14 protein-coding genes are annotated in these 17,225 nt (G+C 50.9%); 10 read left to right on the top strand and 4 right to left on the bottom strand.

Annotation, left to right across the window (positions count from 1 at the left end):
• Positions 1-84: 84 nt before the first annotated feature.
• Positions 85-1,026 (top strand): ribosylpyrimidine nucleosidase, encoded by a 942-nt coding sequence (gene rihB / locus WC5_RS02115; RefSeq protein WP_000415411.1) that lies wholly within the window; start codon positions 85-87, stop codon positions 1,024-1,026.
• 54 nt (positions 1,027-1,080) lie between these two features.
• Here the strand turns inward: rihB and WC5_RS02120 are convergent, their stop codons facing one another.
• The 3 genes from WC5_RS02120 to WC5_RS02130 form a co-directional block, all read right to left on the bottom strand.
• Positions 1,081-2,169 (bottom strand): sugar kinase, encoded by a 1,089-nt coding sequence (locus WC5_RS02120; protein ID WP_001064981.1) that lies wholly within the window; start codon positions 2,167-2,169, stop codon positions 1,081-1,083.
• A 2-nt stretch (positions 2,170-2,171) separates the two neighbouring features.
• Positions 2,172-3,029, bottom strand: a complete 858-nt coding sequence (nfo, locus tag WC5_RS02125; RefSeq protein ID WP_000873880.1) for a deoxyribonuclease IV — start codon at positions 3,027-3,029, stop codon at positions 2,172-2,174.
• Between the two features lie 73 nt (positions 3,030-3,102).
• On the bottom strand, positions 3,103-4,152 hold the full coding sequence (locus WC5_RS02130) for a YeiH family protein (RefSeq protein WP_016231822.1): 1,050 nt from the start codon (positions 4,150-4,152) through the stop codon (positions 3,103-3,105).
• A gap of 98 nt (positions 4,153-4,250) precedes the next feature.
• Between WC5_RS02130 and yieE the strand changes: the two genes are divergently transcribed.
• The 3 genes from yieE to cirA all read left to right on the top strand — a co-directional run bounded on the left by yieE (position 4,251) and on the right by cirA (position 9,082).
• Positions 4,251-5,132, top strand: a complete 882-nt coding sequence (gene yieE, locus WC5_RS02135; RefSeq protein WP_000548303.1) for a DNA-binding transcriptional regulator YeiE — start codon at positions 4,251-4,253, stop codon at positions 5,130-5,132.
• 204 nt (positions 5,133-5,336) lie between these two features.
• On the top strand, positions 5,337-6,806 hold the full coding sequence (gene lysP / locus WC5_RS02140) for a lysine-specific permease (RefSeq protein WP_000253268.1): 1,470 nt from the start codon (positions 5,337-5,339) through the stop codon (positions 6,804-6,806).
• A 284-nt stretch (positions 6,807-7,090) separates the two neighbouring features.
• Positions 7,091-9,082, top strand: a complete 1,992-nt coding sequence (cirA, locus tag WC5_RS02145) for a catecholate siderophore receptor CirA (RefSeq protein ID WP_000489285.1) — start codon at positions 7,091-7,093, stop codon at positions 9,080-9,082.
• A gap of 31 nt (positions 9,083-9,113) precedes the next feature.
• Here the strand turns inward: cirA and yeiG are convergent, their stop codons facing one another.
• A complete protein-coding gene (gene yeiG / locus WC5_RS02150; protein ID WP_000425473.1) occupies positions 9,114-9,950 on the bottom strand; it encodes an S-formylglutathione hydrolase in 837 nt (278 codons plus the stop codon).
• A 257-nt stretch (positions 9,951-10,207) separates the two neighbouring features.
• Between yeiG and folE the strand changes: the two genes are divergently transcribed.
• From folE to mglC, 6 genes are all read left to right on the top strand, one after another.
• Positions 10,208-10,876, top strand: coding sequence for a GTP cyclohydrolase I FolE (folE, locus tag WC5_RS02155; protein WP_001139613.1), 669 nt, complete (start codon positions 10,208-10,210; stop codon positions 10,874-10,876).
• A 16-nt stretch (positions 10,877-10,892) separates the two neighbouring features.
• On the top strand, positions 10,893-12,050 hold the full coding sequence (yeiB, locus tag WC5_RS02160; RefSeq protein WP_000440935.1) for a DUF418 domain-containing protein YeiB: 1,158 nt from the start codon (positions 10,893-10,895) through the stop codon (positions 12,048-12,050).
• Positions 12,051-12,191: 141 nt separating this feature from the next.
• Complete coding sequence (gene galS, locus WC5_RS02165) at positions 12,192-13,232, top strand: HTH-type transcriptional regulator GalS (protein WP_000628681.1); 1,041 nt, start codon at positions 12,192-12,194, stop codon at positions 13,230-13,232.
• 279 nt (positions 13,233-13,511) lie between these two features.
• Positions 13,512-14,510 (top strand): galactose/glucose ABC transporter substrate-binding protein MglB, encoded by a 999-nt coding sequence (gene mglB / locus WC5_RS02170; protein ID WP_001036961.1) that lies wholly within the window; start codon positions 13,512-13,514, stop codon positions 14,508-14,510.
• A gap of 60 nt (positions 14,511-14,570) precedes the next feature.
• Entirely contained in the window at positions 14,571-16,091 is a 1,521-nt protein-coding gene (mglA, locus tag WC5_RS02175) for a galactose/methyl galactoside ABC transporter ATP-binding protein MglA (RefSeq protein ID WP_000255012.1), read from the top strand.
• Between the two features lie 15 nt (positions 16,092-16,106).
• Entirely contained in the window at positions 16,107-17,117 is a 1,011-nt protein-coding gene (gene mglC, locus WC5_RS02180; RefSeq protein WP_001275121.1) for a galactose/methyl galactoside ABC transporter permease MglC, read from the top strand.
• Positions 17,118-17,225: the final 108 nt, after the last annotated feature.

Genomic DNA, 17,225 nt, shown 5'->3' with positions numbered 1-17,225 from the left:
CTGTTGTTAAGATTCAATCATCGGCCGGTCGAATTTTCTTTGCTGTAGAAAAAATAACGCAACTTGAAACAGGGGAAATAAACAATGGAAAAGAGAAAAATTATTCTGGATTGTGATCCGGGTCATGATGATGCTATTGCCATAATGATGGCCGCGAAACATCCGGCGATTGATTTATTAGGTATCACCATTGTGGCGGGTAATCAGACGCTTGATAAAACATTAATTAATGGCCTGAATGTTTGTCAGAAACTGGAGATTAATGTTCCGGTTTATGCGGGAATGCCGCAGCCAATTATGCGCAAACAAATCGTTGCCGATAATATTCACGGTGAAACCGGACTGGATGGCCCGGTATTCGAGCCGCTGACCCGCCAGGCAGAAAGCACTCATGCGGTGAAATATATCATCGATACCCTGATGGCAAGTGAAGGCGATATCACTCTGGTGCCGGTGGGGCCGCTTTCAAACATCGCCGTGGCGATGCGTATGCAACCGGCGATCCTGCCAAAAATCCGTGAAATTGTGCTGATGGGCGGCGCTTACGGTACTGGCAACTTCACCCCGTCTGCCGAGTTCAACATCTTTGCCGACCCGGAAGCCGCACGCGTGGTGTTCACCTCCGGCGTTCCGTTGGTGATGATGGGCCTCGATCTCACTAACCAGACCGTGTGTACCCCGGATGTGATTGCGCGGATGGAAAGGGCAGGCGGCCCTGCCGGCGAGCTGTTCAGCGACATCATGAACTTCACTCTCAAAACGCAGTTCGAAAACTATGGCCTGGCTGGCGGTCCGGTGCATGACGCCACCTGCATCGGTTATCTAATCAACCCTGATGGTATTAAAACCCAGGAAATGTACGTCGAAGTGGACGTCAACAGCGGCCCTTGCTACGGGCGTACCGTCTGCGACGAGCTGGGCGTTCTCGGCAAGCCCGCTAATACCAAAGTCGGCATCACCATCGATACCGACTGGTTCTGGGGATTAGTCGAAGAGTGCGTGCGCGGCTACATCAAAACCCACTAAGTGTTGATAACAAGGCCGGATGATACGCGTCAAGCGTCGCATCCGGCAGCATTGTTACACCATCGGTACTAATGAAAGCGCGTTATCGGCAGACAGGGTAGGGTTATTTATGCTGCCGCTGGCGCGCGAAATTGCCGCGCAGGCCATCGCAAAACGGGCGCTGTCACGGAAACTGTTTCCTTCCAGAAAGCTATACACCAGGCCTGCCATAAAACCATCGTCGGCACCAAAACTGTCCACCGTCGTATGCGTTGGCGCAGTCAGCAAAAATTGCTCGCCATCCTTTTCGCTGCAATAAACGGATTCATCGGGCAAATAAACAAACAGTTGCTGAACACCTTGCTGATGCAACGCATTCACTGCGGCATTACGGTCAGCATCGCTGGTGATCGCCTTTCCCCATAAAATTTCCAGTTCCTGCAAAGTGGGTTTCAGGGTGTGAATATGCGCCAGCCAGTGTTTGATTTTGCCCGCTTTGAATTCTGAAACGGTATCGACAAATACCGGGATTTCATCGGCGAGGGTAAAGACCCACTCCAGCGCCTCGGCAGTCAGGTTGCAATCTGCCAGTACCACGCCCGCGTGACGAAGTAAATCACGTGATCCGTTCAATAATTGCGGCGTTAACTGTTCCAGCAGATGGGTATCATTAATCGCCAATACGGTTTGTTCGTCTTGATTGGCAATTGCCAGATACGTCGATGTGCTTTGACCATGTAAACGAACGCAGCCAGAGACATTCACTCCAGCACGGCGCGTCTCTTCTAAGAGCATCTCGCCATAAAAATCATCGCCAATCACCGAGAGTAAATGGACGTCGCGGCCTAACAATGCCAGATTGTGGGCGATATTGCGCCCAACGCCGCCTGCCGAACAATGAATCGTACCGGGATGAGAAGCTGCTTGCGGGTAACGGATATCCGCCATCCCGCGAATATCCATATTGATTGTCCCCACCACGACGCAGTATTCCTGCTCAGTGAGAATGTAACCTTTGCCTTTAATCCGCCCTTTGCGCATTAAATCCATAATATGCGCCGCAACGCGCGAACGGCTAATTTGCAGCATGTCAGCAATTTCATTCTGCTGAATCAGCGGGTTACGTCGTAAAATTGCAAGGATCTCCTTCTCCCGGTTATTCATCTTCAGGCTACCGCTTTTTCAGTTTGTTGCGCTTTTAGCCAGGCGATCTCTTCTGCCCAGATATCCGGGTTGATGGTTTCAAGAATCAGCGGAATGCCGTCGAAACGGTCGTCCTGCATGATCCAGCGGAACGCATCATGACCGATATTGCCTTCACCGAGGCTATGATGGCGGTCAACGCGGCTGCCAAAGGTGCTTTTCGCATCGTTGAGGTGCATCCCACGCAGATATTTAAAGCCGACAATACGGGCAAAATCTGCGAACGTTTTTTCGCATTCGGCAGGAGTACGCAAATCATACCCGGCTGCGAAAGCATGGCAGGTATCAATGCAGACGCCAACGCGGGATTTATCTTCCACACCGTCGATAATCGCCGCGAGATGTTCGAATTTAAACCCTAAGTTGCTGCCCTGACCGGCGGTATTTTCAATCACCGCTGTCACGCCTTGTGTTTTATCCAGTGCAATGTTGATGGATTCCGCAATGCGCGCCAGGCAATCCTCTTCTGAAATTTGCATCAGATGGCTGCCAGGATGGAAGTTGAGCAAAGAAAGCCCCAGTTGTTCGCAACGCTGCATTTCGTCTATAAACGCATCGCGTGATTTTTCCAGGGCTTCAGCGACCGGATGTCCGAGGTTAATCAGATAACTGTCATGGGGAAGAATTTGCGCCGACGTGTAGTGATATTTTTCACAGGCGGCTTTGAATTCATCGATGGTCTGTGTCGTGAGGGGGGCGGCACGCCACTGACGTTGATTTTTGGTGAACAAGGCAAACGCGGTTGCGTCAATTTCGGCGGCGCGAATTGCGGCATTTGCCAGACCGCCAGCAGCACTAACGTGCGCTCCAATGTATTTCATGCGAGGACTCCTGTTAAACCCGCTGGAGGAAAACGGTAATGATAGCGGGTTAACAGGAGCAAGATGTAGTGGTTTATGCGATGACGCTTTGAATCACATAGTTAATCGCACCACCACCAACAATCAGCCAGGCAAACAGTACCAGTGCCATCAGCAGAGGTTTCGCCCCGGCTTTTTTCAGCGCGCTGACGTGAGTGGTCAGACCCAGCGCCGCCATCGCCATTGCCAGCAGGAAGGTATCCAGCGTTACCAGCATGTTCACCACGCTCTGCGGTAACAGGTGGAACGAGTTAAAGATGGCAACTACGATGAACAAGATGGCAAACCACGGAATGGTGATTTTGCTTTTCTCGCCGCCATTAGCCCCAGACAGCTGTTTAACACGTGCCGCCAGCAGGATGAGGAACGGAGCCAGCATCATCACGCGCAGCATTTTGGAAATAACTGCTGCGTTTTCTGCATCCGGGCTGATGGCATGACCTGCCGCCACCACCTGCGCCACTTCGTGCACAGTAGAACCAATGTAGATACCGAAAGTTTCCGGACTAAACCATTGAGACATCAGCGGATATATCGCCGGGTAGAGGAAAATCGCGACGGTCCCGAAGATAACGACGGTTGCAACAGCCACGGTCACTTTACTGGCTTCCGCTTTCACTACCGGCTCAGTCGCCAGAACCGCCGCAGCACCACAAATACTGCTACCGGCACCGATCAACCAACTGGTGTGCTTATCCAGGCCAAACACTTTCTGCCCCAGGAAGCAGGCCAGCAGGAAGGTGCTGGACAGTGTCAACACGTCAATGATGATCCCACTGATACCGACATCGGCAATTTGTGAAAACGTCAAACGGAAACCGTAAAGAATAATACCCAGACGTAGTAAATGTTGCTTGGCAAACAGCACACCGCCGTCACAGCTTTTCCAGATATGCGGATATACTGTGTTACCTAAAACCATCCCCAACAGGATTGCGAGAGTGAGGGCACTAAACCCGGCACCCGCAACAGCGGGAATGGAACCACCCCACAGGGCGACCCCGGTGATAACTGCACTCAGGGCTAACCCCGGAATGAAATGCCACAGTGTACGATGTTGTTTCTGTAAGGTGATATTCGTCATAACCCTCTCCTTTATCCGGGCATAAGGTTACGACTAACTGGTTTAAAAATAAAATTGATTATATATTTATAATTAATCTTTATAAGTGGTAAGCGACTATGCACATCACCCTTCGACAGTTGGAAGTTTTTGCAGAAGTATTGAAAAGTGGATCCACCACCCAGGCGTCGGTGATGCTGGCGTTGTCGCAATCAGCAGTGAGCGCGGCGTTGACCGATCTGGAAGGGCAGCTAGGCGTGCAACTGTTTGATCGCGTGGGTAAAAGACTGGTGGTCAATGAGCACGGACGGCTGCTTTACCCGCGTGCGCTCGCATTGCTGGAACAGGCCGTCGAAATCGAACAACTGTTTCGCGAAGACAACGGCGCGATTCGTGTCTACGCCAGTAGCACCATTGGTAATTACATCCTGCCCGCAGTTATCGCCCGTTATCGCCATGATTACCCGCAGTTGCCGATTGAACTTAGCGTTGGTAACAGCCAGGACGTGATGCAGGCGGTGCTGGATTTCCGTGTTGATATTGGCTTTATTGAAGGACCATGCCACAGCACTGAAATCATTTCTGAACCGTGGCTGGAAGACGAGCTGGTGGTTTTCGCCGCGCCGACTTCGCCGTTGGCTCGTGGTCCGGTCACCTTAGAACAACTGGCCGCTGCGCCGTGGATCCTGCGCGAACGTGGTTCCGGCACGCGGGAGATTGTCGATTATCTGTTACTGTCGCATTTACCGAAATTTGAGATGGCGATGGAATTAGGTAACTCCGAAGCTATCAAACACGCGGTGCGTCATGGGTTGGGAATTAGCTGCCTGTCGCGACGGGTAATAGAAGATCAATTACAGGCTGGCACATTAAGTGAAGTTGCTGTCCCTCTACCGCGCCTGATGCGTACGTTGTGGCGTATTCATCATCGGCAAAAACACCTTTCCAACGCGCTACGGCGCTTTCTGGACTATTGCGATCCCGCTAATGTGCCGCGTTAAGTCGCGATACAGGAACATGCTGGTGCTGTGTCGATTTCGTGACGCAGCGTCAGCGTCATGCATTCGCCAGAAAAGAGATTGGCTGCTTTACTTATAATTCCTGGGCGATCATGAAGGTCTCTTATAAAAGCGCATTTCTACCGGAAGGATTGCAAATCGTCTGCTACAATCGCGCCTCATTTTTAAGATGGATAGCATTTTTGTATGGTTTCCGAAACTAAAACAACAGAAGCGCCGGGCTTACGCCGTGAATTAAAGGCGCGTCACCTGACGATGATTGCCATTGGTGGCTCCATCGGTACGGGTCTTTTTGTTGCCTCTGGCGCAACGATTTCTCAGGCAGGTCCGGGCGGGGCGCTGCTCTCGTATATTTTGATTGGCCTGATGGTCTACTTCCTGATGACCAGTCTTGGCGAACTGGCGGCGTATATGCCAGTGTCTGGTTCGTTTGCGACTTACGGTCAGAACTATGTGGAAGAGGGCTTTGGCTTCGCGCTGGGCTGGAACTACTGGTACAACTGGGCGGTGACTATCGCCGTTGACCTGGTGGCTGCGCAGTTAGTCATGAGCTGGTGGTTCCCGGATGTTCCCGGTTGGATCTGGAGTGCGCTGTTCCTTGGCGTCATTTTCCTGCTGAACTACATTTCGGTCAGAGGCTTTGGTGAAGCGGAGTACTGGTTCTCACTGATCAAAGTCACAACAGTGATTATCTTTATCGTCGTCGGCGTGATGATGATTATCGGTATCTTCAAAGGCGCGCAGCCTGTGGGCTGGAGCAACTGGACGATAGGTGAAGCACCGTTTGCCGGTGGTTTTGCGGCGATGATCGGTGTGGCAATGATTGTCGGCTTCTCCTTCCAGGGAACCGAACTGATTGGTATTGCTGCGGGCGAATCTGAAGATCCTGGGAAAAATATTCCGCGTGCGGTGCGTCAGGTATTCTGGCGAATCCTGCTGTTCTATGTGTTTGCGATTCTGATCATCAGCCTGATCATTCCGTACACCGATCCAAGCCTGCTGCGTAACGATGTAAAAGACATCAGCGTCAGCCCGTTCACGCTGGTGTTCCAGCACGCGGGGCTGCTTTCTGCGGCGGCGGTGATGAACGCGGTCATTCTGACAGCAGTACTGTCGGCGGGTAACTCCGGTATGTACGCGTCTACCCGTATGCTGTACACCCTGGCGTGTGACGGAAAAGCGCCGCGTATTTTTGCCAAACTGTCACGTGGCGGTGTACCGCGTAACGCGCTGTATGCCACGACGGTGATTGCCGGTCTGTGTTTCCTGACCTCCATGTTTGGTAACCAGACGGTGTATTTGTGGCTGCTGAACACCTCCGGGATGACAGGCTTTATCGCCTGGCTGGGGATTGCTATCAGCCACTATCGTTTCCGTCGCGGCTATGTATTGCAGGGACATGACATTAACGACCTGCCGTACCGTTCGGGCTTCTTCCCGTTGGGACCGATCTTCGCTTTCATTCTGTGTCTGATTATTACCCTGGGCCAGAACTACGAGGCGTTCCTGAAAGATACCATCGACTGGGGCGGCGTAGCGGCAACCTATATAGGTATCCCGCTGTTCCTGGCCATCTGGTTTGGTTACAAGTTGATTAAAGGAACCCACTTCGTGCGTTACAGCGAAATGAAGTTCCCGCAGAACGATAAGAAATAAGTTTCCTCCCTTCCTTGTTAAGCCCTCTCAACCGAGAGGGCTTTTTCTTTTCCTTGATATTCATGCTGATATAAAATTTAACAATTGAATTGATAATTGTTATCGTTTGCATTATTGTTACGCGGAAATCAAAAAAGGCTGACAAATCAGAGGCTGTTCAGGCTTTCTGGAGTGATCTCCTGCCTATAAAAAGTCCACCGCGATGCTGCCGTACGCAAGGGGACGTGAAGAAGATGTGAGCGATAACCCATTTTATTTTCGTAGTTACCTCATGGAGATATGGAATGTTTAGGTTGAACCCTTTCGTACGGGTCGGGCTGTGTTTGTCCGCAATTTCTTGTGCATGGCCTGTGTTGGCGGTTGATGATGATGGCGAGACGATGGTTGTCACCGCATCTTCCGTTGAACAAAACCTTAAAGACGCACCTGCCAGTATCAGCGTCATTACCCAGGAAGACCTGCAGCGTAAACCAGTACAGAACCTGAAAGATGTCCTCAAAGAAGTGCCGGGCGTACAACTGACTAACGAAGGGGATAACCGCAAGGGCGTCAGTATTCGTGGGCTGGACAGCAGTTACACGCTGATTCTTGTCGATGGTAAACGCGTTAACTCCCGCAATGCTGTCTTTCGCCACAATGACTTTGATCTGAACTGGATCCCGGTTGATTCCATCGAACGTATTGAAGTGGTACGTGGCCCGATGTCCTCGTTGTACGGTTCTGATGCGCTTGGCGGCGTGGTCAATATCATCACCAAAAAAATCGGTCAAAAATGGACGGGCACTGTTACGGTCGATACCACCATTCAGGAACATCGCGATCGTGGTGACACGTACAACGGTCAGTTCTTCACCAGCGGGCCATTAATTGACGGTGTGCTGGGAATGAAAGCCTACGGCAGCCTGGCGAAACGTGAAAAGGATGACCCGCAAAACTCAACCACCACCGATACCGGAGAAACACCGCGTATTGAAGGATTCTCCAGCCGCGACGGCAATGTCGAATTTGCCTGGACGCCGAATCAAAATCACGATTTTACCGCCGGTTACGGTTTCGACCGTCAGGATCGTGATTCCGACTCGCTGGACAAAAACCGCCTGGAACGCCAGAACTACTCTGTCAGCCATAATGGTCGCTGGGATTACGGCACCAGCGAACTGAAATATTACGGCGAGAAAGTCGAAAACAAAAACCCTGGCAACAGCAGCCCAATTACCTCTGAAAGCAATACCGTTGATGGCAAATACACGCTGCCGCTGACGGCGATTAATCAGTTTGTCACGGTTGGCGGTGAATGGCGTCACGATAAACTTAGTGATGCAGTAAACCTGACCGGTGGCACCAGCACCAAAACGTCTGCCAGCCAGTACGCGCTGTTTGTGGAAGATGAATGGCGGATCTTTGAGCCGCTGGCGCTGACGACCGGCGTGCGTATGGATGATCATGAAACCTACGGCGATCACTGGAGCCCGCGTGCCTATCTGGTCTATAACGCTACCGACACCGTTACCGTGAAAGGTGGCTGGGCAACGGCTTTTAAAGCGCCTTCTTTGTTGCAGCTTAGCCCTGACTGGACGACAAATTCCTGCCGTGGTGCATGTAAAATTGTCGGCAGCCCGGATCTGAAACCAGAGACCAGCGAAAGTTGGGAACTGGGGCTTTACTACATGGGTGAAGATGGCTGGCTGGAAGGGGTTGAATCCAGCGTGACTGTTTTCCGCAACGATGTGAAAGATCGTATTAGCATCAGCCGCACGTCTGACGTTAACGCTGCACCGGGTTACCAGAACTTTGTCGGTTTTGAAACGGGCGCTAACGGACGACGGATACCGGTATTCAGCTACTACAACGTTAACAAAGCGCGAATTCAGGGCGTGGAGACTGAGTTGAAAATTCCGTTCAATGACGAATGGAAGCTGTCACTCAACTACACCTACAACGATGGTCGTGATGTCAGCAATGGCGAAAACAAACCGCTTTCCGACCTGCCGTTCCATACCGCTAACGGTACGCTGGACTGGAAACCGCTGATGCTGGAAGACTGGTCATTCTATGTTTCTGGTCACTATACCGGACAGAAACGTGCCGACAGTGATACGGCCAAAACGCCTGGTGGCTATACGATCTGGAATACCGGCGCGGCCTGGCAGGTGACCAAAGACGTCAAACTGCGTGCGGGCGTGCTGAACCTGACTGATAAAGATCTCAGTCGTGACGACTACAGCTATAACGAAGACGGACGTCGTTACTTTATGGCGGTGGATTATCGCTTCTGATGAGAAGGTGCCCGGCGAACCGGGCTAAGTTTTACTTCAGTAAATGCTGCGCATGGAAGCGCAGATGATCCTCTATAAAAGAGGCGATGAAGTAGTAACTGTGGTCATAACCCGGCTGAATACGTAACGTCATTGGCCACGCTTTCTGACGAGCGGCCTCTGCCAGCACCGCAGGCTGGAGTTGGTCGGCAAGAAACTGATCGCTATCGCCCTGATCAATAAGCGTCGGGATCGCATCCTGCGCATTACTGGCGTACATCAACGCGCAACTGTCCCATTCCTCCCAGTCATTTTTATCCTCGCCCAGATAGGCGCTAAATGCTTTGATTCCCCACGGGACGCTGCACGGATTCACAATTGGTGCAAAGGCGGAAACGCTGGTGTATTTGCCCGGGTTTTTCAGCGCCATAATCAATGCGCCGTGACCTCCCATCGAATGACCGCTAATGGCGCAGCGATCGCTGACGTTAAATTGCGACTGAATCAGCGCCGGTAATTCATCGCGCAGATAATCATACATCCGGTAATGCGCCGCCCATGGCGGTTGCGTGGCGTTAAGATAAAACCCTGCGCCCTGGCCTAAATCGTAGCCGTCATCATTGGCAACCTGTTCGCCGCGCGGGCTGGTGTCTGGCATTACCAGTACAATCCCCAGTTCCGCCGCCACTCGCTGGGCACCCGCTTTAGTGGTGAAATTTTCGTCATTACAGGTTAATCCCGAAAGCCAGTACAGCACTGGCGGCGGGGCGTTATCGCGGGGAGGCGGGAGAAAGATGCTGAACGTCATCGGACAGTTTAAGGTACTGGAGTCGTGCCGCCAGCGTTGCTGCCAGCCTTCAAAACAGCGGTGCTCTTCGAGCATTTCCATGCGTGGCTCCTTGTTATGTTGTTTGCAATTTTTTCATCATACCGTTTATTCAGTGTGTTGTGAGTAACTTTCACTTCCGCATATGCATAACGATGTTTTAACATCTACGGCTGAAAGGCAGCGGCAATTACAATAATTATCGCTGTGAATACTGGATTATGTGCGTCACCTCACGCACAATAATCAGGCTGCTAATCAGCTTAATAACTTTGCCCCCACGCAGGGCGGAGGCGTCACACCTGCAGGAGAAAATATAAATGCCATCACTCAGTAAAGAAGCGGCCCTGGTTCATGAAGCGTTAGTTGCGCGAGGACTGGAAACACCGCTACGCCCGCCCGTGCATGAAATGGATAACGAAACGCGCAAAAGCCTTATTGCCGGTCATATGACCGAAATCATGCAGCTGCTGAATCTCGACCTGGCTGATGACAGTTTGATGGAAACACCGCATCGCATCGCCAAAATGTATGTCGATGAAATTTTCTCCGGTCTGGATTACGCCAACTTCCCGAAAATCACCCTCATTGAAAATAAAATGAAGGTCGATGAAATGGTCACCGTGCGCGATATCACCCTGACCAGCACCTGTGAACACCATTTTGTCACTATTGATGGCAAAGCGACGGTGGCCTATATCCCGAAAGATTCGGTGATCGGTCTGTCAAAAATTAACCGCATTGTGCAGTTTTTTGCCCAGCGTCCGCAGGTGCAGGAACGTCTGACCCAGCAAATTCTCATTGCGCTACAAACGCTGCTGGGCACCAATAATGTGGCGGTCTCCATCGATGCGGTGCATTACTGCGTGAAAGCGCGTGGCATCCGCGATGCAACCAGCGCCACGACAACGACCTCCCTCGGTGGTTTGTTCAAATCCAGTCAGAATACGCGCCACGAGTTTCTGCGCGCCGTGCGTCATCACAACTGATTAAAAGGCAGGAACCATGGAGCGCAACGTCACGCTCGATTTTGTTCGCGGCGTCGCCATTCTGGGGATCCTGCTATTAAACATCAGCGCCTTTGGACTCCCAAAGGCGGCTTATCTCAATCCCGCCTGGTACGGCGCTATTACGTCGCAAGATGCCTGGACATGGGCATTTCTCGATCTCATCGGCCAGGTGAAATTCCTCACGCTTTTTGCGTTGCTGTTTGGTGCGGGACTGCAAATGTTGCTGCCCCGTGGCAGACGCTGGATCCAGTCGCGGCTCACCCTGTTAGTCTTGTTGGGCTTTATTCACGGATTGTTATTCTGGGACGGCGATATTCTGCTGGCTTACGGGCTGGTGGGCTTGATCAGCTGGCGGCTGGTGCGCGATGCGCCATCGGTAAAAAGCCTGTTTAATACCGGCGTCATGTTGTATCTGGTAGGGCTTGGCGTTTTGCTGCTGCTGGGGTTGATTTCTGACAGCCAGACCAGTCGCGCCTGGACGCCGGATGCGTCCGCCATTTTGTATGAAAAATACTGGAAACTTCACGGCGGCGTGGAAGCCATCAGTAACCGTGCCGATGGAGTAGGGAACAGTTTACTGGCACTGGGTGCGCAGTATGGCTGGCAACTGGCGGGGATGATGCTAATTGGCGCGGCATTGATGCGTAGCGGTTGGCTGAAAGGGCAGTACAGCTTGCGCCACTATCGCCGTACCGGTTTTGTGCTGGTGGCGATTGGGCTGATGATTAACCTTCCTGCTATCGCACTACAATGGCGGCTGGACTGGGCGTATCGCTGGTGCGCCTTCTTACTTCAGATGCCGCGTGAACTGAGTGCGCCATTTCAGGCGATGGGTTATGCGTCGTTGCTGTTCGGCTACTGGCCACAATTAAGCCGTTTTAAGCTGGTGCTGGCGATCGCCTGCGTCGGACGGATGGCGCTGACCAACTACCTGTTACAAACGCTGATTTGTACCACGCTGTTTTATCATCTCGGTTTGTTTATGCAGTTTGACCGTCTGGAATTGCTGGCGTTTGTTATTCCGGTATGGCTGGCGAATATCCTCTTCTCTGTTATCTGGCTACGTTACTTCCGCCAGGGGCCGGTAGAATGGCTCTGGCGTCAGCTAACCCTCCGTGCTGCCGGATCTGCATTGTCTAAAACATCAAGATAACGATCTCGATCACATTCATTAACAAAACGGCTGTAACCGTTTCCATTGCTGTGACTCGATTCACGAAGTCCTGTATTCAGTGCTGACAAAATAGCCGCCAGCAAGCAGTAACCTACTGCAATCTCACAACAGGTAGTGAATATGATCACCATTCGTGATGTAGCGCGTCAGGCTGGCGTCTCTGTGGCAACGGTTTCCCGGGTGCTCAATAACAGTACTCAGGTGAGTGCGGACACGCGTGAAGCGGTAATGAAAGCGGTGAGTGAACTGGATTACCGACCAAACGCCAATGCCCAGGCGCTGGCAACCCAGGTGAGCGATACCGTTGGCGTGGTGGTGATGGACGTTTCTGATGCGTTTTTCGGCGCACTGGTGAAAGCCGTCGATCTCGTCGCCCAACAGCATCAGAAATATGTATTGATTGGCAATAGCTATCATGAAGCGGAAAAAGAGCGTCACGCCATCGAGGTGTTAATTCGCCAGCGTTGTAATGCGTTGATTGTTCATTCAAAAGCGTTAAGTGATGACGAACTGGCGCAGTTTATGGACAACATTCCCGGTATGGTGCTGATCAACCGCGTTGTACCGGGTTACGCCCATCGTTGCGTTTGCCTGGATAATCTCAGCGGTGCCCGAATGGCGACGCGCATGTTGCTGAATAACGGGCATCAACGCATCGGTTATCTTTCTTCCAGCCACGGCATTGAAGATGACGCAATGCGCAAAGCAGGCTGGATGAGTGCGCTGAAAGAGCAGGATATTGTTCCGCCGGAAAGCTGGATTGGCACCGGCACGCCGGACATGCCCGGCGGTGAGGCGGCAATGGTCGAGCTACTGGGACGCAATCTGCAACTTACTGCTGTGTTTGCTTATAACGACAATATGGCCGCTGGCGCACTGACGGCATTAAAAGATAATGGCATTGCAATTCCGTTACATCTCTCCATCATCGGTTTCGATGATATCCCCATTGCCCGTTACACCGACCCGCAATTAACGACCGTGCGTTATCCCATTGCTTCGATGGCAAAATTAGCTACTGAACTGGCCTTGCAGGGCGCAGCAGGCAACATTGATCCGCGAGCCAGCCACTGTTTTATGCCGACGTTAGTGCGTCGGCATTCTGTCGCAACACGCCAGAATGCGGCGGCGATCACTAACTCAACAAATCAGGCGATGTAACCGCTTTCAATCTGTGAGTGATTTCACAGTATCTTAACAATGCGATAGCTATGATTGCACCGTTTTAACGTTGTAACCTATATGTAACAGTGAATAATCACTTTTATCGAGGCTATAGCGTCATAACAACAATTAAAGCCGTTTTCTGGAGCGTTACCGGGCATGGAAGAACGAATTTTAAAACGTGAGCTTCGGCGTTCAGTAACACTTCATTAACTATACTGCCCCGCCGAGCATTTATCTCAAGCACTACCCTGCATAAGAAAAACCGGAGATACCATGAATAAGAAGGTGTTAACCCTGTCTGCTGTGATGGCCAGCATGTTATTCGGTGCCGCTGCACACGCTGCTGATACCCGTATTGGTGTGACGATTTATAAATATGACGATAACTTTATGTCCGTGGTGCGTAAGGCTATCGAACAAGATGCGAAAGCCGCGCCAGACGTCCAGTTGCTGATGAATGATTCGCAGAATGACCAGTCCAAGCAGAACGATCAGATTGACGTGCTGTTGGCGAAAGGGGTGAAGGCGCTGGCAATCAACCTGGTTGACCCGGCTGCTGCGGGTACAGTGATTGAGAAAGCGCGCGGACAAAACGTACCAATCGTTTTCTTCAACAAAGAGCCTTCCCGTAAGGCGCTGGATAGCTACGACAAAGCCTACTACGTTGGCACCGACTCGAAAGAGTCTGGCATTATTCAGGGCGATTTGATTGCTAAACACTGGGCGGCGAATCAGGGTTGGGATCTCAACAAAGATGGTCAGATTCAGTTCGTACTGCTGAAAGGTGAACCGGGCCATCCGGATGCAGAAGCACGTACCACTTACGTGATTAAAGAACTGAACGACAAAGGCATCAAAACGGAACAGTTACAGTTAGATACTGCTATGTGGGACACCGCTCAGGCGAAAGATAAGATGGACGCCTGGCTGTCTGGCCCGAACGCCAACAAAATCGAAGTGGTTATTGCTAACAACGATGCGATGGCAATGGGCGCGGTAGAAGCACTGAAAGCGCACAATAAGTCCAGCATTCCGGTGTTTGGCGTCGATGCGCTGCCAGAAGCTCTGGCACTGGTGAAATCCGGTGCACTGGCGGGCACGGTGCTGAACGATGCTAACAACCAGGCGAAAGCGACCTTTGATCTGGCGAAAAACCTGGCCGATGGCAAAGGTGCGGCTGATGGCACCAACTGGAAAATCGACAATAAAGTTGTCCGCGTTCCTTATGTTGGCGTAGATAAAGACAACCTAGCTGAATTCAGCAAGAAATAAGACTGATTGGGCGCAGTCGTTTACTGCGCCCTTATTGTATGGCCAACAAGGTAAAATTATATGGTCAGCTCAACGGCTTCGTCTTCCGGGGAATACTTGTTGGAAATGAGCGGTATCAACAAGTCCTTTCCCGGTGTTAAGGCACTTGATAACGTTAATTTAAAAGTCCGGCCACATTCTATCCATGCATTAATGGGAGAAAACGGCGCAGGAAAATCGACATTATTAAAATGCCTGTTTGGTATTTATCAAAAAGACTCCGGCACCATTTTATTCCAGGGTAAAGAGATCGATTTTCATTCTGCCAAAGAAGCACTGGAAAATGGTATTTCGATGGTACACCAGGAGTTAAATCTGGTATTACAACGGTCGGTGATGGACAACATGTGGCTGGGGCGATATCCCACCAAAGGCATGTTTGTCGATCAGGACAAAATGTACCGTGAAACCAAAGCGATTTTTGATGAACTGGATATTGATATCGATCCGCGTGCGCGGGTTGGGACATTATCTGTTTCGCAAATGCAAATGATCGAAATCGCCAAAGCGTTTTCCTATAACGCGAAAATCGTGATTATGGATGAGCCGACTTCTTCGTTAACCGAAAAAGAGGTCAATCATCTGTTCACTATTATTCGTAAATTAAAAGAGCGCGGCTGCGGTATTGTTTATATCTCGCATAAAATGGAAGAAATTTTCCAGTTATGTGATGAAGTCACCGTATTGCGTGACGGTCAGTGGATCGCCACCGAACCGCTGGCAGGGCTGACGATGGACAAGATCATCGCCATGATGGTTGGGCGTTCTCTTAACCAGCGTTTCCCGGACAAACAAAACACGCCAGGCGAAGTGATTCTGGAAGTGCGTAACCTGACGTCGCTGCGCCAGCCTTCCATCCGCGATGTTTCGTTTGATCTGCACAAAGGGGAGATCCTCGGTATTGCCGGTCTGGTGGGAGCGAAACGTACTGATATCGTTGAGACGTTATTTGGTATTCGCGAGAAATCGGCTGGCACCATTACGTTGCACGGCAAAAAGATCAATAACCATAACGCCAACGAAGCTATTAACCACGGATTTGCACTGGTGACCGAAGAGCGCCGCTCGACGGGAATTTATGCCTATCTGGATATTGGTTTTAACTCGTTAATTTCCAATATTCGCAACTACAAAAATAAAGTTGGGTTACTGGATAACTCGCGGATGAAAAGCGATACCCAGTGGGTTATTGATTCAATGCGGGTAAAAACGCCGGGGCATCGAACACAAATTGGTTCGCTCTCCGGCGGTAATCAGCAAAAGGTGATTATTGGTCGCTGGCTGCTAACGCAACCGGAAATATTAATGCTCGATGAACCGACGCGCGGTATTGATGTTGGGGCGAAGTTTGAAATTTATCAGTTAATTGCTGAACTGGCGAAGAAAGGCAAGGGGATTATTATTATCTCCTCAGAAATGCCAGAGTTGTTAGGGATAACAGACCGTATTCTGGTGATGAGCAATGGTCTCGTTTCTGGAATTGTCGATACAAAAACAACAACGCAAAACGAAATTCTGCGTCTTGCGTCTTTGCACCTTTAAGATTAGGGGCTTCCCATGAGTGCGTTAAATAAGAAAAGTTTTCTTACTTACCTGAAAGAGGGCGGTATTTACGTCGTTCTTTTAGTTTTGCTGGCGATTATAATTTTCCAGGATCCTACTTTTTTAAGTCTGTTGAACTTAAGTAATATTCTTACCCAGTCATCGGTACGTATTATTATCGCGCTCGGCGTGGCAGGGTTAATTGTCACCCAGGGAACCGACCTTTCTGCCGGGCGCCAGGTAGGGCTGGCAGCGGTGGTGGCAGCGACGTTATTGCAGTCGATGGAAAACGCCAACAAAGTGTTCCCGGAAATGGCGACGATGCCGATTGCGCTGGTTATTCTGATTGTCTGTGCCATTGGTGCGGTTATCGGTTTAATCAACGGTCTGATTATCGCTTATCTCAACGTGACGCCGTTCATTACCACGCTCGGCACGATGATTATCGTCTACGGCATTAACTCGCTCTATTACGATTTTGTGGGTGCGTCACCGATTTCCGGTTTTGATAGCGGTTTCTCCACCTTTGCCCAGGGCTTTATTGCATTGGGGAGTTTCCGGCTCTCTTACATCACCTTCTACGCGCTGATTGCCGTGGCGTTCGTTTGGGTACTGTGGAACAAAACCCGCTTCGGTAAGAACATTTTTGCTATCGGCGGTAACCCGGAAGCGGCGAAGGTTTCTGGTGTCAACGTCGGCCTGAATCTGCTGATGATTTATGCGCTGTCTGGTGTGTTCTATGCCTTCGGCGGAATGTTAGAAGCCGGACGTATCGGCTCTGCGACTAACAACCTCGGCTTTATGTATGAGCTGGATGCTATCGCGGCGTGCGTGGTGGGCGGCGTATCGTTCAGCGGCGGTGTGGGGACGGTGATTGGCGTGGTGACCGGGGTTATTATCTTTACGGTCATCAACTATGGCCTGACGTACATCGGCGTAAACCCATACTGGCAGTACATCATCAAAGGGGCGATTATTATCTTCGCCGTGGCGCTGGATTCACTGAAATACGCGCGTAAGAAGTGATATGAATGTGGCTCGCATTCGGTCATAAATGCACATAACATCATGATCTGTGTGGTTTTGTAGGCCGGATAAGGCGTTTACGCCGCATCCGGCGACAGGAGCCAAATG

It is taken from the genome of Escherichia sp. KTE114 (assembly GCF_000407765.1).
GTDB lineage: Bacteria > Pseudomonadota > Gammaproteobacteria > Enterobacterales > Enterobacteriaceae > Escherichia > Escherichia ruysiae.
This window is presented reverse-complemented; position numbering and strand designations above follow the sequence as displayed.

Excerpts from the sequence above, each read along its gene's own strand:
- rihB (WP_000415411.1), top strand. The coding sequence starts at position 85 with ATGGAAAAGAGAAAAATTATTCTGGATTGTGATCCGGGTCATGATGAT.
- WC5_RS02120 (WP_001064981.1), bottom strand. The coding sequence starts at position 2,169 with ATGAATAACCGGGAGAAGGAGATCCTTGCAATTTTACGACGTAACCCG.
- nfo (WP_000873880.1), bottom strand. The coding sequence starts at position 3,029 with ATGAAATACATTGGAGCGCACGTTAGTGCTGCTGGCGGTCTGGCAAAT.
- WC5_RS02130 (WP_016231822.1), bottom strand. The coding sequence starts at position 4,152 with ATGACGAATATCACCTTACAGAAACAACATCGTACACTGTGGCATTTC.
- yieE (WP_000548303.1), top strand. The coding sequence starts at position 4,251 with ATGCACATCACCCTTCGACAGTTGGAAGTTTTTGCAGAAGTATTGAAA.
- lysP (WP_000253268.1), top strand. The coding sequence starts at position 5,337 with ATGGTTTCCGAAACTAAAACAACAGAAGCGCCGGGCTTACGCCGTGAA.
- cirA (WP_000489285.1), top strand. The coding sequence starts at position 7,091 with ATGTTTAGGTTGAACCCTTTCGTACGGGTCGGGCTGTGTTTGTCCGCA.
- yeiG (WP_000425473.1), bottom strand. The coding sequence starts at position 9,950 with ATGGAAATGCTCGAAGAGCACCGCTGTTTTGAAGGCTGGCAGCAACGC.
- folE (WP_001139613.1), top strand. The coding sequence starts at position 10,208 with ATGCCATCACTCAGTAAAGAAGCGGCCCTGGTTCATGAAGCGTTAGTT.
- yeiB (WP_000440935.1), top strand. The coding sequence starts at position 10,893 with ATGGAGCGCAACGTCACGCTCGATTTTGTTCGCGGCGTCGCCATTCTG.
- galS (WP_000628681.1), top strand. The coding sequence starts at position 12,192 with ATGATCACCATTCGTGATGTAGCGCGTCAGGCTGGCGTCTCTGTGGCA.
- mglB (WP_001036961.1), top strand. The coding sequence starts at position 13,512 with ATGAATAAGAAGGTGTTAACCCTGTCTGCTGTGATGGCCAGCATGTTA.
- mglA (WP_000255012.1), top strand. The coding sequence starts at position 14,571 with ATGGTCAGCTCAACGGCTTCGTCTTCCGGGGAATACTTGTTGGAAATG.
- mglC (WP_001275121.1), top strand. The coding sequence starts at position 16,107 with ATGAGTGCGTTAAATAAGAAAAGTTTTCTTACTTACCTGAAAGAGGGC.